The organism is Aeromonas sp. (assembly GCF_051657805.1).
GTDB lineage: Bacteria > Pseudomonadota > Gammaproteobacteria > Enterobacterales > Aeromonadaceae > Aeromonas.
The window spans coordinates 539,841-554,202 of sequence record NZ_JBOFLJ010000024.1; the positions used below are offsets into that span (position 1 = coordinate 539,841).

Sequence of the window (14,362 nt, forward strand, 5' to 3'; positions counted from 1 at the left end):
TGAGATGACGATCACACTGGAAGTGAGCGGGGGTTGGGGATAAAATTTTGTCCTGATTGCAAACGCATCTATTTTTCATTACCTGGTTGGTCATCCTCCGATGAGAGGCCAGGCCGCAAGAGAGAATCCATGTCCATCACCATCAAGACTCCCGAAGAGATCGAAAAAATGCGCGTTGCCTGCCAGCTGGCAGCCGATGTGCTGGTCATGATCGCCCCCCATGTAAAGGCCGGCGTGACCACGGACGAGCTGAACACCCTGTGCCACGACTTCATCGTCGACGTGCAACAGGCCGTCCCGGCTCCGCTGAACTACCACGGTTTCCCCAAGTCCATCTGCACCTCGGTGAACGATGTGATCTGTCACGGCATCCCCAATCACAAGAAACTGCGGGAAGGGGATATCCTCAACATCGACATCACCGTCATCAAGGATGGCTACCACGGCGACACCTCCGCCATGTTCATCGTCGGCCAGACCACCCCGCTGCGCCGTCAGCTGTGCAAGGTGGCGCAGGAGAGCCTCTACGCCGCCATCAAGCGGGTGCGTCCCGGCATGTGCATCACCGAGATCGGCGCCGTGATCCAGCCCATCGTCGAGCAGGCCGGTTTCTCCGTGGTACGCGACTACTGTGGCCACGGCATCGGTGCCGAGTTCCACGAGGAGCCGCAGATCCTGCACTACCGCAACGGCGGCAAGCTGGAGCTGAAGGCCGGCATGTGCTTCACCATCGAGCCCATGGTCAACAGCAAGAAGTATCACTGCCGCATCAACCCTAAGGATGGCTGGACAGTGACCACCAAGGATGGCGGCGACTCCGCCCAGTGGGAGCACACCCTGCTGGTGACCGAGGATGGCTGCGAGGTGATGACCCTGCGCCCCGATGACACTATCGACCGCGTCATCAAACACAGTTAACATCAAACCCCGGCCATGCCGGGGTTTGTGTTTTCAAGACGACGAGATGCCATGGACGCCAGCCTGCTTTCCCCCCACCTGTTGCCCGACGATCAGCTCAGCCGTGAGAACTGCAAGGAGTACCTGAGCCGTTTCCTCGCCTGGCTGCACGCGCGCTTCGACGCCGGTGACAACATCATCGAACTGGTGGCGACCCGCTCCGAATACATGGATGCGCTGCTGACCCGACTGTGGCACAAGTTCGGCTTCGACAAGACCTCCCTCACCCTGATCGCGGTGGGGGGCTATGGCCGTGGGGAACTGCACCCCCATTCCGACATCGACCTGCTCATTCTCTACGAGGGGGCGGATCTCGACGAGGTGCTGGGGCTGCGCATCGGCGAGTTCATCACCCTCTTGTGGGATCTCAAGCTGGAGGTGGGGCAGTCGGTGCGCAACGTGAGCGAGTGTATCGAACAGGGTCGCGCCGACATCACGGTCGCCACCAACCTCATCGAGGCGCGCTACATCACGGGGCGCCTGGCAGGCTTCGAGCAACTGCAAGCCGCCACCCAGCCTCAGCACTTCTGGCCGAGCGAGGAGTTCTTTCGCGCCAAGCGCGAGGAGCAGACCCTGCGCCACCGCCAGTTCCTCGGCACCGCCTACAAGCTAGAGCCGGACCTCAAGAGCAACCCGGGGGGATTGCGCGACATCCAGACCCTGGCCTGGGTCGCCCGCCGCCACTTCGGCGCCACCACCTTGTTCGAGATGACCAGCCACGGTTTCCTCAACCGGGCGGAATACAGGGAGCTGCTGGACTGCCAGAACTTCCTGTGGAAGGTGCGTTTCGCCCTGCACATGGCCATCAACAAGGGGGATAACCGCCTGCTGTTCGATCGCCAGCGCACCGTGGCCCAAATGCTGGGCTTCGAGGGGGAAGGCAACGGCCCGGTCGAGCAGATGATGAAGCGCTTCTACCAGACGGTGCGGCGGGTGGCGGAACTCAACGAGATGCTGCTGCAGCTGTTTGACGAGGCCATCCTCGGCAACACCGCCATGGACGTACGCCGCATCAGCGACGAGTTCCAGCTGCGGGGCCGGCTCATCGACGCCGTGGACTCCGAGCTGTTCGGCCGGGATCCCGCCGCCATACTGCGGCTCTTCTACCAGATAGCCCAGCACCCCGACATCGCCGGCATCCACTCCGCCACCCTGCGCCAGTTGCGGGAAGCCAGGCGTACCCTCAGCTGCTGGCTGCAGGATCTGCCGGAGTGCCGACGCCTCTTCATGGCGCTGCTGCGCCACCCCAACGGCATCGGCCAGCCGCTCACCCTGATGCATAAGTACGGGATCCTCGCGGCCTATCTGCCCCAGTGGAACCTCATCGTCGGCCAGATGCAGTTCGACATGTTCCATGCCTACACGGTGGACGAGCACACCCATCGCCTGCTCCAGAACATCCACCGCTTCGCGAACCCGGCCAGCCGCCAGACCCACCCGCTCTGCCACGAGGTGTTCACCCAATTGCGCAAGCCGGAGCTGCTCAGCATCGCCGCCCTGTTCCACGACATCGCCAAGGGGCGGCGCGGGGATCACTCCGAACTCGGCGCCGTCGATGCCCTGGAGTTCTGCCAGCTGCACGGGCTGGATCGCTACGAGAGCCGCCTGGTGGCCTGGCTGGTGCGCCACCACCTGCTGATGTCGGTCACCGCCCAGCGCCGGGACATCTACGACCCCGAGGTGGTGAGCGATTTTGCCCAGAAGGTGCGGGACGAATTGCACCTCGACCTGCTCTACTGCCTCACCGTGGCCGACATCTGCGCCACCAACGACAGCCTCTGGAACGACTGGAAGGGTACCCTGCTGCGGGAGCTCTACTTCGCCACCCAGAAGGCGCTGCGCCAGGGGCTCGAGAATCCGCCGGACATGCGCCTCAAGATCCGCGAGAACCAGCGCCAGGCCAGGCAGCTCCTGGCCCAGCGGGAGGTACCGGAGGAGAGCGTCAACGCCCTCTGGAGCGACTTCAAGGCCGACTACTTCCTGCGCCACAGCCCGGAGCAGATCGCCTGGCACAGCCGCAAGATCATCGAGCACGGCGACAACCCGGCCCCCCTTGTCACCATCGGCAAGCAGCCCACCCGCGGGGGCAGCGAGGTGTTCATCTATTGCCGCGACACCCCGAACCTGTTCGCCACCGTGGCCTCGGCGCTGGATCAGAAGAATCTCAACATCCACGACGCCCAGATCATGAGCTCCCACAACGACTACGTGCTGGATACCTTCATCGTGCTGGAGCCGACCGGGGATCCCATCAGCCCGAACCGCACCGCCACCATCAAGAAGGCGCTGGAGAAGGCGCTACAGGAGCCGGGCAAGCTGGTGCTGCGCAGCAAGCCCCTCTCCCGGCGCCATCGCCAGTTCAGCGTGCCGACCCGGGTGGTGTTCCTGCCCCACAAAGGGGAAAACCGCCACACCTTGCTGGAGCTGACGGCGCTCGATACCCCGGGCCTGCTGGCCCGCATCGGCGCCGTGTTCCAGCAGTGTGGCCTGTCCCTGCATGCGGCCAAGATCACCACCATAGGCGAGCGAGTGGAGGACTTCTTCAGCCTCACCACGCTGGCCGGGGAACCCCTGACCCAGTCCGAGCAGCAGGCCCTGGAGGAGCGGCTGGTCAATCAGCTCAACCCTTCCGAGAACGGGGATGAGGGGATGGATGAGGGTCTCGGCAGGCGCCATATTGAGTTCTGATTTATCAATCGGAACAAGCCCTTGAACGAACAACGGACAATAAAACGCCGCTCTTTCGAAGAAATCGGCCGGGGCCCTTAAAAACAATTGGAAAAATGTGATACAACAAACGGAATTTTTTAAAGGAAACCTGTCATGACCGAGTTGCAACAGACCATAGAAGCGGCCTTCGAGCGCCGCGACACCATCACTCCCGGCTCCGTCGATGCCGCCACCAAGAGTGCCATCCTGGAGGCCATCGAGCTGCTGGACGCAGGCCGTGCCCGGGTCGCCGAGAAGATCGCCGGCGAGTGGGTGGTTCACCAGTGGTTGAAGAAGGCGGTACTGCTCTACTTCCGCATCAATGACAACGGCATCATCAAGGGTGACGACGCCCAGTACTACGACAAGGTTCCCCTCAAATTCTCCGACTACAGCGCCGAGCAGTTCAAGGCTGCCGGCGTGCGTGTGGTGCCGCCGGCGACTGCCCGCAAAGGCTCCTTCATCGCCCCCAATACCGTGCTGATGCCCTCCTACGTCAACATCGGCGCCTTCGTCGATGAGGGCACCATGGTCGACACCTGGGCCACCGTCGGCTCCTGCGCCCAGATCGGCAAGAACGTCCACCTCTCCGGCGGCGTCGGCATCGGCGGCGTGCTGGAGCCGCTGCAGGCCAACCCGACCATCATCGAGGACAACTGCTTTATCGGTGCTCGCTCCGAAGTCGTGGAAGGGGTGATCGTCGAGGAAGGCTCCGTCATCTCCATGGGCGTCTTCATCGGCCAGTCCACCCGCATCTATGATCGCGAGACCGGCGAGATCCACTACGGCCGCGTACCGGCGGGTTCCGTGGTCGTTTCCGGCTCCCTGCCCTCCAAGTGCGGCAAGTACAGCCTGTACGCCGCCGTCATCGTCAAGAAGGTGGATGCCAAAACCCGTGCCAAGGTCGGTATCAACGCCCTGCTGCGTTCCATCGACGAATAATCAGCGGTTGAATGCTGAAGCAAGAAGGGCGCCCAATGGCGCCTTTTTTGTTTTGGCGCCCCTGTCACAGGCAAGCCATGACGACTCGGTTAAGATAGATGAGTCAGGAACGTTTCAAACCGAGGAAGCCCGATGTACGAGAACCTGAAGAGCCTGGGGATCCAGGATCCCGCCTCCGTGGACAGCTACACCCTGCGCCAGGAGGCCAACCACGATATCCTCAAGATCTACTTCAAGAAGCAGAAGGGCGAGTTCTTCGCCAAGAGTGTCAAGTTCAAGTATCCGCGCCAGCGCAAGACCATACTGATCGACTCGGGCACCCACGAGTACAAGGATGTCACCGAGATCAACGCCAACCTCAAGTACGTGGTGGATGAACTGGACAACCTGACCCAGGGGTTGCACGTCGAGATCGATCAGGACATCAAGCAGAAGATATTGCGGGACCTTCGCCACCTCGAGAAGGTGGTGCAGAACAAGATCAGCGAGATAGAGCGGGATCTGGAGAAGCTGTAAACGCCCACCCATCGTAAAAAAGGCGCCATCGGGCGTCTTTTTCGCGTCAAAAGCAGTGAAATCGTCCACCGCATTCAACATCAGCAGTCTGCTTTTTCTGCCACCTTAGAGCCTTTATGTCCCGTCGGGCCCAGCGCCTCCGAGTAGTTATGTCGGGATCTCCCCCTCCCCCCTTTTCCGGGCACGGATAGCGCCCAACAAAAAGGGAGGCTTGCGCCTCCCTCTTCGGAACTCTCGATGTCAGGCAACGATTAGTTGCTCTTCATCCAGATATCCATCTCGGTTTTCAGGTTATCGGACTTGGTACCGAAGATGGCCTGAACACCGGAACCTGCGACCACCACACCGGCGGCACCCAGCTTCTTCAGACCAGCCTGGTCAACCTTGGCCACGTCCTTCACACCGACACGCAGACGGGTGATGCAGGCGTCCAGGGAGGCGATGTTCTCTTTACCACCAAAGGCAGTCACCAGGGCGGCAGACATCTCGTCCTTGCTCTGGGCAGCGGTGGCTTCCTGAGCGGTTTCGTCTTCACGGCCCGGAGTCTTCAGGTTCATGGCACGGATGACCACGGTGAAGACTACGTAGTAGATGACGGCGTAGACCAGGCCCAGACCCACCAGCAGCAGCATGTGATCGGCACGGGGCGATTGCACCACGAAGTCGATGAAGCCGTTGGAGAAGGTGTGACCGTGTACGATCCCGAGGGAGTTGGTCAGCACATAGGCCAGACCCGCCAGCAGAGCGTGGATTGCGTACAGTACCGGCGCCACGAACAGGAAGGAGAATTCGATGGGCTCGGTGATACCGGTCAGGAAGGAGGTCAGGGCGGCAGAGGCCATGATACCTACGATCTTGGCGCGGTTTTCCGGCTTGGCACAGTGCGCGATGGCAAAGGCGGCGGCAGGCAGACCGAACATCTTGAACAGGTAGCCACCGGCCAGCTGACCGAAGCCGTTACCGGCGGCGCGGGAGGCGTCGTCAGCGGTCAGGAAGCAGGTCATGATACCGTGAACGGTTTCACCGGCCGCGTTGACACAGGTACCCGCCTGATAGAAGAAGGGTACGTTCCAGATGTGGTGCAGACCGAACGGGATCAGGGAGCGCTCAACCACGCCGTAGATACCGAAGGCCAGTACCGGGTTCTGGTTGGCGGCCCAGTCGGAGAAGGCACCGATGGCCCCACCTACCGGCGGCCAGATGACGGACAGGATCACGCCCAGACCGATGGAGACAAAACCGGTGATGATGGGCACGGCGCGCTTGCCGGCGAAGAAGCCCAGGTACTCGGGCAGCTGGATCTTGTAGAAGCGGTTGAACGCCCAGGCGGCGACGCCACCGGCGAGGATACCACCCAGTACACCGGTATCGATGCTCTCGACACCCATGACAGGCGCCATCACCTTCAGGGTGGCGACCATGATGCCGTAACCCACGATGGCGGACAGACCGGATACACCGTCGTTATTGGTGAAGCCAAGGGCCACACCCACGGCGAACAGCAGGGCCATCTGACCGAATACGGAACCACCGGCTTGCTCCATCAACTGGGAAACAATTTCCGGCAACCAGCTGAAGTGGGCAGCACCCACCCCCAGCAGAATACCTGCAACAGGCAGGACGGATACGGGCAGCATCAGCGCCTTACCGACCTTTTGCAGATTAGAGAAAGCATTTTTTAACATGTGTGCGCTCCTGAATGGATTTTTTTCCGTACACGATCCAGTCAATTTATAGATGGCAGCCTTCGTCATCTGACCTTGTACTGAATTCGACCGGGTTTGCTTATTTTGACCAGCTGAATATAACCCAGCAATATCGGAATTTCTTCCATCGGGCCGAAGGGAATAATGAATTTGGAGGAGAGATCACAAGATATTCAGAGGAGGGGTATTGTCGGATTTTCAGAATATTATTCCGCATCTTTATAGTATTACGGATAAATATGGAGTGCTGTTTCCTATTGTATTTTAGGGAATCTCATTAATACAAAAAGAAACTCAACGTAACGAAGTGTAACGCATTGCTATTTTCTATGATCTAGTCTACCGATTAAAAAGGCCTCCAACAAGGAGGCCTCAAATAAATATTAGTCTGACAAAACACGGTTATTTAGTTCTTCTGTGAACGCTTCACCGCATCGATAAAGACCGACTTCGCCTTGGTCGAACCGGCCCGTTCGGCCTCGCTCACCAGCTGCATCGCCTTGTCGATATCGCCAGCCTTGACCGCCTTCTCGATCTGGCTGTTGTAGAAGGCCTCGGTCTCGCTCAGCATGGCTGGAGCCGGCTTGCTGGGGGCGACCACGGCGGCCGTGGTGGCGGTTGCCGCCGTCGCTGCCACGGCGGTGGTTGCCGGCTTGGCCTGGCTCATCGCCACCTTGTCTGAATACTCGGGTTTGAAGACGGCTTCGATGCCCTGGCCCTTGGCCATGTCGACGGTTTTGATCTGCACCAGGCCCCAGGGAGAGTGCGGGATGACGGGGTCGGCGATATCCGGCTCGACGGTATGATTGGCGCGGGCGAAGGCCTTGGCCGGGTGCAGTATGGTGGTGCTGCCGGCAAGCTCATCGGCCGGGGCATAGACCACCATGTAGGTCTCGGCTGCCGGGTTGCCCGGCATGCTGCGATCGACGAACACCTTGCCTTCGATTCTGTCGTTGTCGAGCAGGTGGGCCGGCTGGTAGGTGAAGACTGACTCACCCAGCACGCGGGTCACCTTGAACTGGGAATCCAGCATGACCACCTTGGGGATCAGCACCGTCTTGCTCACCTGGGAGGCCAGCGTGATGGCCAGGTTGCCGGTGTTGGTCGGCAGACGATAGGCGGCGAAATAGCTCATGCCCTCGTCAAACTGATAACTGGGCTGCTTGCCATCGATGGCCAGCAGCGTGTCTCCCTCTGGCAGGGCGACATAGTTGAATTCGTTGAATCCCTTGCAGCAGCTGGTCGCCTGGGCGAGCACCTGCTTGGCCTCATCGGCATTACTCAGGATGGAGGCGTGCTCCTGAACGGGCACCACCATGCTACCGGAACAACCGGCCAACAGCGCGGTAACCACGGCCGCGATAGACATCTTTACCAGTTTCATTCTTCTTATCTCCATAACCCGATGGCCAAATCCGGCGAAACAAAACTGCCCCCATAAGGGGGCAGTGACTAACTTAACTGAAGATACTGCTTACCACCAAGCTTCCGCTTGTACACCAAAGTTCCAAGTGTCGTCAGCAGTTCCGTTGTTGAATGCGTTACCCTTCATGTCTTGCTTGTCTTGGGCCAGGTAGGAGGCAAACACACGGATTTCCGGACGGGCCCAGAAGCTGGAACCAGCAGACCAAGCTTGAGCCAAGGTCAGCTTGTAACCAGAATCTTCAAGGGAAGAACCATTGGTAGACTTGTTCTTGTCCTTGAAATAGCCGCCTTCGAAGACGGTCTTGTTGAAGTCATCCCACTTGTACATCGGGCGAGCAACAACAGACATGGTTTCCCATTTGTCGTTACCATCCCACATGTCGTTACCTACCCCGTAGACCAACTGGTGGCCCATCTCCCAGGCATTACCCATCGGGATCACACCATGGTTGATGATACGGAAGCCATCGGCACCATCTTTGGCTTCAGCGCCGTACCAGGACCCATCGCCCCAGAAAGCAAAGGTCTTGGAGTAGCCTTCGGTACCGTACTGCAGCACGGTCTTGTTGAAGCCACCGAAGATGCCTTGGGTCAGCTCGGCAGTCAGCATGACGCCATCTTTGGCATTCTTATACAGCGCATTGGACGAATCTTTTTGAGCATCGGATGGATTAGCAATGGCGTAATCCACACCAACTTCCAATGAGCCATCTTGCCACAATGGGATTCCTGCATAGCGCAGGTCCAGAGTGTTGACGTTCAGTTCATCATTGAAGCTCCAGCCATCATCGGTGCCACTACGGTCGTTACGAACCCAGGCGAAAGATAGTTTGCCAGGACCGGCCTGGATACCTTCGATACCGGCGCCGGCACCGGAGATGTTCCAGTAGTAGAAGTCGGAGATGTGGATATCGTGACGTTGGTAGTAACGCTTACCGGCCCAGAGGGTGGCTTCCGGTGCAAAACCCAGCAGGCCCTTGGCCTGGACGTTGAACTGACGCAAGGCAAAGGTTGCGTCTTCTTTATTCTCACAGTCGCTGATAGTGCCATTAGCACCAGTGCACTGGAATCGAGACTCTGTAGACTCCCAGTCATTGGAGCCATTGGATGTCATTGCAACCATTGAGTCAACATAGAAGGTCTTACCATCTTTGTTAAAGACTTCAGACCCTAATTGAATTTCACCGTAGGTATCAGCCTCATTACCCAAACGGCCGACTTTCTGTTTAGCATTCGCAGATAAACCAGTCTGCATACTGCCATCGGTAGAAACACCGACACCTGAACGGAAGTAGCCGTGGAAATCAACGGCGAAGGCGGCTTGGGAAGCCAGGGCAGCGGTCACTGCTGCTGCAATCGGGAGCCACTTTGCTTTCATTTTCATTTTCCTTATTCCCGCTGGGAGTGTGATCCTGAATATTCAAGTTCTTATCACCGTAAAAACGTTTTGGTGATAACCGGGGTCGATTATAAGTAGCCAATTTCGCCACAAACATGAGCTGATTCACAAAACGATGACAAATCGCACGCGCACCCAGCGACCAGCAAAAACAACCTCAAAGATCACCAAGATAAGCAATAAATCACCACAAAGTAGCCATATAGAGCACATCACAACCACTGAAAGCGATTTCAAATAATAATTCTCGATGACAATTAAGTCAGCAAATGCCAATTCCATTGCAAAAACATGACTGAAATCGCTTTCAATGGGGAACTTTTAATTTTTAGCTTTGTCGCCGCTTCGCTTAATAACGAGGATAAGGCTGGATGTTTTGCAGAGGAAAAATAACCAGACAAACTGAGGGATATATTTAAAAAGAAGGTTGAGTGAGTCCCAAAATAAGGCACCCCCGAGGCTGGCCCACGGGGGATAATTTACGAATATCGGGATGGAAAAATTAGAGCTTATTTTCCCAGGTTTTCAGCCAGGCGAGGGCCGCGACCTCGGGTTCATCTTCTACCGTGGCATCGATCTCCAGCCTGGGAACCAGGGCCTCGGCCGCCAGCTCCTGCAGCAGTTCATCAAGCCTGCGACCCGCCCCGCAGAAGTGCTCGTAGCTGCTGTCCCCCATGGCGATCAGGGCATAGCGCCACCCTTTCATATAGGGAGCGCTGTCGCTCAGGGCGCTGGCAAAAGGTTGCAGGTTGGGGGGAATGTCCCCCTGCCCCGTGGTGGCGCTGATCACCAGGAAGAAGCGGGAGGCATCGATGTCGGTCAGCTCCGCCTCATCATGGATATGGCAGACATGGCCATTGGCCTGCAGATGGTCGCACAGGGTCTCGGCCACCAGCATGGCCGACCCATAAACGGTGCCGACCAGGATATCTATCTCGGCCATCAGCACACCTCCCCGCGGGAAGGGTGGCTCAGGTGGGCGAGCGCACTGGGAAGGCAGGCCTTAGAAACAGGCCGGGGGCATGGGGCGACTTGCGGGGTATCTCGTTGAATCATCACCTGTTCCTCTGACTGACGTGGCTTACAGCATGCCACAGCCCGGCCAGAGGCAACAGATGATAAAGGGGTCAGAGGGCGTAGTCGCTCTCGCTGGCGGGCCAGCCCAGCTTGGCAAACAGCCCCAGCACTTCAGGCCCGAGCGGAGCCTGGATCCGCATCGGTACCTTGAGCACGGGGTGCTCGAAGCTCAAGCGGTGAGCCACCAGCAGCAGGCGATCGCAGCCATAGTGCTCGCGGAAAAAGCGATTGTGGCGGCCATCGCCGTGGGTGGTGTCCCCGACGATGGGGTGGAACAGGTGATCCAGGTGGCGGCGCAGCTGATGCTTGCGTCCCGTCTTGGGGAAGAGCCGCACCAGGCTGTAGCGACTGGTGGCATGCTTCTTGGAAACCGCGAAGGGCAGCTCCACCTGGTGCAGGCGGCGAAACGTCGTCACCGCCTCCTGAGCCGGACGATCCGGATCGCTCATGGCGTCGGCTATCTTGTCCAACTGCTCCTTGAGGGGGTAGTCGATGAGCCCCTGCTCCGGCGCCCAGCCGCGCACCAGCGCTAGATACTCCTTCTGCACCCGGCGCTCGGCGAAGGACTCGGTCAGGGTGCGCGCCACCGCGGGATCCAGCGCAAACAGCAGCACCCCTGAGGTGGGCCTGTCCAGCCTGTGTACCGGGTAGACATGGCGCCCGCCGATAAGATCCCGGGTCATCTGCATGGCGAACCGGGTCTCGGCCTTGTCGAGCCAGCTGCGATGCACCAGCAGACCGGACGGCTTGTTGACCGCCACCAGCCAGTCATCCTGATAGAGCAGGGTTAACTTCATAAAAACACCACCAAATGGCAACGACTTAGTACGTTAGTTTGTCAGGAGCGCAGGGGGCGGATCTCGTCGCCCATACTCGGCGCGTTATGTCCGCTACGCCCTCAGCCCTCAGCCCTCAGCCCTCAGCCCTCAGCCGACCTCATTGCTCCACTATCTTGCCGGAGAGCAGCAGATCGAAGCGCCCGATGAGGCGCAGCAGCCCTTCCACCTCGGCCAGCTCTTCCTTATAGACTTCGCTCGCCATGGGATAGAGGGAGATGCTGGTCGGCAGCGGTGCCTGCAGCATCACCAGCTGCTCCATGCGCGGGATAAGCACGAACTGCAGCCACTGATCGAAGCTCAGGGTATCGACGCAAAACGGCAGCTCGCTGGCCAGGGCTTCCTCCCCCGGATGTTCGGCTTGCCAGCGCTCCAGGCGCTGCAACTCGGCGGTGAGTTCCCCCAACAGACCGGCTACCAGCAGATATTGACTCATCTCGACCTCCTCATCGCGGGCCCACCCAGCATGGGCTGGGGCCTCACTCATCAAACATGCCCATCAAAAAGGGGCGCTACTATACACCGCCCCTCCCCCGGCTGCCACGGCCCCGTCACTTTCGCCTCGAGGGGCCGCCCCATTGGCTATCTGGCGCCGCCTCCTTATAATCGCCGACATCACTCTCTGCCGGATCCCCTCATGTCTGCCACTCCCAGCATCAACACGCTGACCGAATTCCTGACCCAGGCCAATACCCAGTTCCAGTTGTTCGACATGGGCCGCCAGGTGCGGCCGCTGGCGAGCGATCACTTCTCGCGTATCGAGCAGCAGCAGGAGCCCTACCCCTGGCCCTTGCAGCAGCACGCCTGGCTCGCCGTGCACTTCTTCCAGCCGGATGAAGCCAGACACTACCTCTGGTTCCTCAAGTTTGCCCTCGATGAGCGCGGCCTGCTCATCGCAGCAGGCCCCAAGCACTTCATGGATCAGGTGGTCGAGACCCTGGGCTACAAGCTGACTGGCGAGCTGGACGAGGAGAAGGCCGAACGCCTGGCGGACAACCCCTATACCTTCCGCCCCGCCGAGGCCAAGATGGCCAGCCTGCACGCCAAGCTGGCCCGTCAGTTGGAGCAGGCCCCGTCCGCCTACCTGGATGCCCTGTGCCACTATCTGGCGGCACCGGGGCAGGACGGCTGGCAGGCCCTGGGGCTGCAAGGCTTTGCCGATCTGGCGGAGCGTCTGCAGGATGAGCGCAACCTGGCGCTGGTGTGTAAGGCGCTGCCCAGGCTGCCCGATGCCCCGCTCTACGCCCTGTGCCAGAGCCTGGAAAACGCTCCCCTGCCCCCCGCGCTGCAAGGGGCGCTGCTCGAGCGGATCGGCAAGGAGCAGGAGTGCGCGGCCCCCAATGCCGAGACCCTGGCCTACCTGTGCCGGGCGTTCGCCTCCTGCAATGGCAACAGCCTGCGCACCAACAAGCTGCTGACCCTGCTGCAGACCCAGCCCAGCCCGGCCCTGTTGCTCGCCATCGCCGGCCGGCTCTGGCCCGATCTGGCGACCCCGGCGCTGCTCAGCCTGTTCCTGGAGCAGCTCGCGCTGCAACCTGCCCAGTTCTTCAATCAGGTCTTTGCCGAGCTGGTGACCCTGCCGGCCCTGCGGGGTGATATGCTGGCCAGACTGCGTGACCCCGAGCGCAGCGATGCCCTGGGTCAGGCCATAGGCCGCCTGTTCGCCTCGGCCTAGTGCACCTCGCCCTGGCACGCAGGGTATTTAGCGGCCTGTCGCCTGGCGGCTCCCCAACGGGCCAGCCGGCGACAGGCCATCACAGATGATATTCAGCACAAGGAACCCGCTGATGGGAGAAATGCTCGGAATCCTGATCCTGCTACTCGCAGGTGGCGCCTTCTGGCAGCAGCGCCGCCAGGCGGAGATCGCCTGGCAATACATGAGACGCTACTGCCAGCATCATGATCTGCAGCTGCTCTCCCTGGCCCGCACCCACAGGGCGCTGGGACACAAGCCGCTGCGCCTGCTCACCTATTACCAGTTCGAATTTTCCAGCGACGGGGAGAGCCACTATCAGGGCCAGCTCTGCATGCAGGGGCTGCATGTGGCCGGGGTCGAGTTGCCACCCCATCGCATGCCGTCCTGAGCCTCCCCATGCAGGGCGGTACCGGCACACGGGGCTATAATTTCGAAAATCCCGCCAAGGAGAGACGAAATGGAACTGCTGACCCACGACATGGCCGCCCTCTTCGCCCAGCTCGGCCTTGCCAATGACGAGATGAGCCTGCACCGTTTCATCCGCGAGCACAGCCTGGACAACCAGACCCTGCTGCCGGAGGCCAGTTTCTGGAGCCCGGCCCAGGCCGGTTTCCTGCGCGATGCCCTCTGGCATGACTCGGACTGGTCGGAAGCCATCGACCAGCTGGATGTGATGCTGCGCCAACCCAATTAGCCCCGCGATATCGAGCCTGCTTTCCTGACGGGCAGGCTTTGATTAAGCTCTCTCCCTTCCTTATTTCGCCAGCAGCAAGACGACCCCAGCCGGTCGCAGTGAGAAACCCAGATGTCAGCCCAAGAGATCATCCGAATTGCCAACGAGCTGAGTGCCAAGGGGATCACCCCCTCCACCGCCATGGTCAAGGCGCGCCTCAGCCAGCCCGTGCCCATGGCCGAGCTGCTCAAGGTGTTGAGCCAGTGGAAGCAGCAGCCACACGCCACCGAGCCTGCCGCCGAACCCATGGTGGACCGGCCCCAACCCGATGGGATCAACCTGCAGGATCTGAGCGATCAGCTCAACCGCCTCGAACAGAAGGTCGATCGCCTGACCGCCCTGCTGTTGCAGCGCGCGGAATAAGGC

Annotated in this window: 14 protein-coding genes; 8 read left to right on the top strand and 6 right to left on the bottom strand. The window is 59.9% G+C overall.

The genetic code is table 11. The annotated features are described in order from the left end of the window. The first annotated feature begins 129 nt into the window (after positions 1-129). The 4 genes from map (at position 130) to ACRCYW_RS11520 (ending at position 5,124) form a co-directional block, all read left to right on the top strand. On the top strand, positions 130-918 hold the full coding sequence (gene map / locus ACRCYW_RS11505) for a type I methionyl aminopeptidase (RefSeq protein WP_438550229.1): 789 nt from the start codon (positions 130-132) through the stop codon (positions 916-918). 51 nt (positions 919-969) lie between these two features. Next, a complete protein-coding gene (glnD, locus tag ACRCYW_RS11510) occupies positions 970-3,645 on the top strand; it encodes a bifunctional uridylyltransferase/uridylyl-removing protein GlnD (RefSeq protein ID WP_438550230.1) in 2,676 nt (891 codons plus the stop codon). A gap of 135 nt (positions 3,646-3,780) precedes the next feature. Continuing rightward, a complete protein-coding gene (dapD, locus tag ACRCYW_RS11515; RefSeq protein WP_438550231.1) occupies positions 3,781-4,608 on the top strand; it encodes a 2,3,4,5-tetrahydropyridine-2,6-dicarboxylate N-succinyltransferase in 828 nt (275 codons plus the stop codon). Positions 4,609-4,740: 132 nt separating this feature from the next. Next, on the top strand, positions 4,741-5,124 hold the full coding sequence (locus ACRCYW_RS11520) for a DUF3461 family protein (protein WP_438550232.1): 384 nt from the start codon (positions 4,741-4,743) through the stop codon (positions 5,122-5,124). Between the two features lie 251 nt (positions 5,125-5,375). Here the strand turns inward: ACRCYW_RS11520 and ptsG are convergent, their stop codons facing one another. From ptsG to ACRCYW_RS11550, 6 genes are all read right to left on the bottom strand, one after another. Then, positions 5,376-6,809 carry a PTS glucose transporter subunit IIBC gene (gene ptsG, locus ACRCYW_RS11525; protein ID WP_438550233.1) on the bottom strand — a complete coding sequence of 478 codons (1,434 nt, stop codon included), beginning with the start codon at positions 6,807-6,809 and terminating at the stop codon, positions 5,376-5,378. A 427-nt stretch (positions 6,810-7,236) separates the two neighbouring features. Beyond that, a complete protein-coding gene (locus tag ACRCYW_RS11530) occupies positions 7,237-8,214 on the bottom strand; it encodes a MalM family protein (RefSeq protein WP_438550234.1) in 978 nt (325 codons plus the stop codon). Between the two features lie 90 nt (positions 8,215-8,304). Continuing rightward, positions 8,305-9,633: a maltoporin gene (locus ACRCYW_RS11535; protein WP_438550235.1), complete on the bottom strand. Its 1,329-nt coding sequence runs from the start codon at positions 9,631-9,633 to the stop codon at positions 8,305-8,307. Between the two features lie 523 nt (positions 9,634-10,156). After that, positions 10,157-10,597, bottom strand: a complete 441-nt coding sequence (locus tag ACRCYW_RS11540) for a flavodoxin (RefSeq protein WP_438550236.1) — start codon at positions 10,595-10,597, stop codon at positions 10,157-10,159. 184 nt (positions 10,598-10,781) lie between these two features. After that, positions 10,782-11,528, bottom strand: a complete 747-nt coding sequence (gene truC, locus ACRCYW_RS11545; RefSeq protein WP_438550237.1) for a tRNA pseudouridine(65) synthase TruC — start codon at positions 11,526-11,528, stop codon at positions 10,782-10,784. Between the two features lie 139 nt (positions 11,529-11,667). Continuing rightward, positions 11,668-12,003, bottom strand: coding sequence for a YqcC family protein (locus tag ACRCYW_RS11550; protein WP_438550238.1), 336 nt, complete (start codon positions 12,001-12,003; stop codon positions 11,668-11,670). Positions 12,004-12,204: 201 nt separating this feature from the next. On the opposite strand from ACRCYW_RS11550, the gene ACRCYW_RS11555 reads away from it, so the two are divergent. The 4 genes from ACRCYW_RS11555 to ACRCYW_RS11570 all read left to right on the top strand — a co-directional run bounded on the left by ACRCYW_RS11555 (position 12,205) and on the right by ACRCYW_RS11570 (position 14,359). Beyond that, the gene (locus tag ACRCYW_RS11555; RefSeq protein WP_438550239.1) at positions 12,205-13,242 is read left to right on the top strand and encodes a DUF3549 family protein; all 1,038 of its coding nucleotides are present in this window, start codon (positions 12,205-12,207) and stop codon (positions 13,240-13,242) included. 112 nt (positions 13,243-13,354) lie between these two features. Further along, positions 13,355-13,651, top strand: a complete 297-nt coding sequence (locus ACRCYW_RS11560) for a DUF3301 domain-containing protein (RefSeq protein WP_438550240.1) — start codon at positions 13,355-13,357, stop codon at positions 13,649-13,651. A 69-nt stretch (positions 13,652-13,720) separates the two neighbouring features. Then, positions 13,721-13,957, top strand: coding sequence for a DUF2789 domain-containing protein (locus tag ACRCYW_RS11565; RefSeq protein WP_438550241.1), 237 nt, complete (start codon positions 13,721-13,723; stop codon positions 13,955-13,957). Positions 13,958-14,068: 111 nt separating this feature from the next. Further along, entirely contained in the window at positions 14,069-14,359 is a 291-nt protein-coding gene (locus tag ACRCYW_RS11570) for a hypothetical protein (protein ID WP_438550242.1), read from the top strand. Positions 14,360-14,362 lie beyond the last annotated feature (3 nt).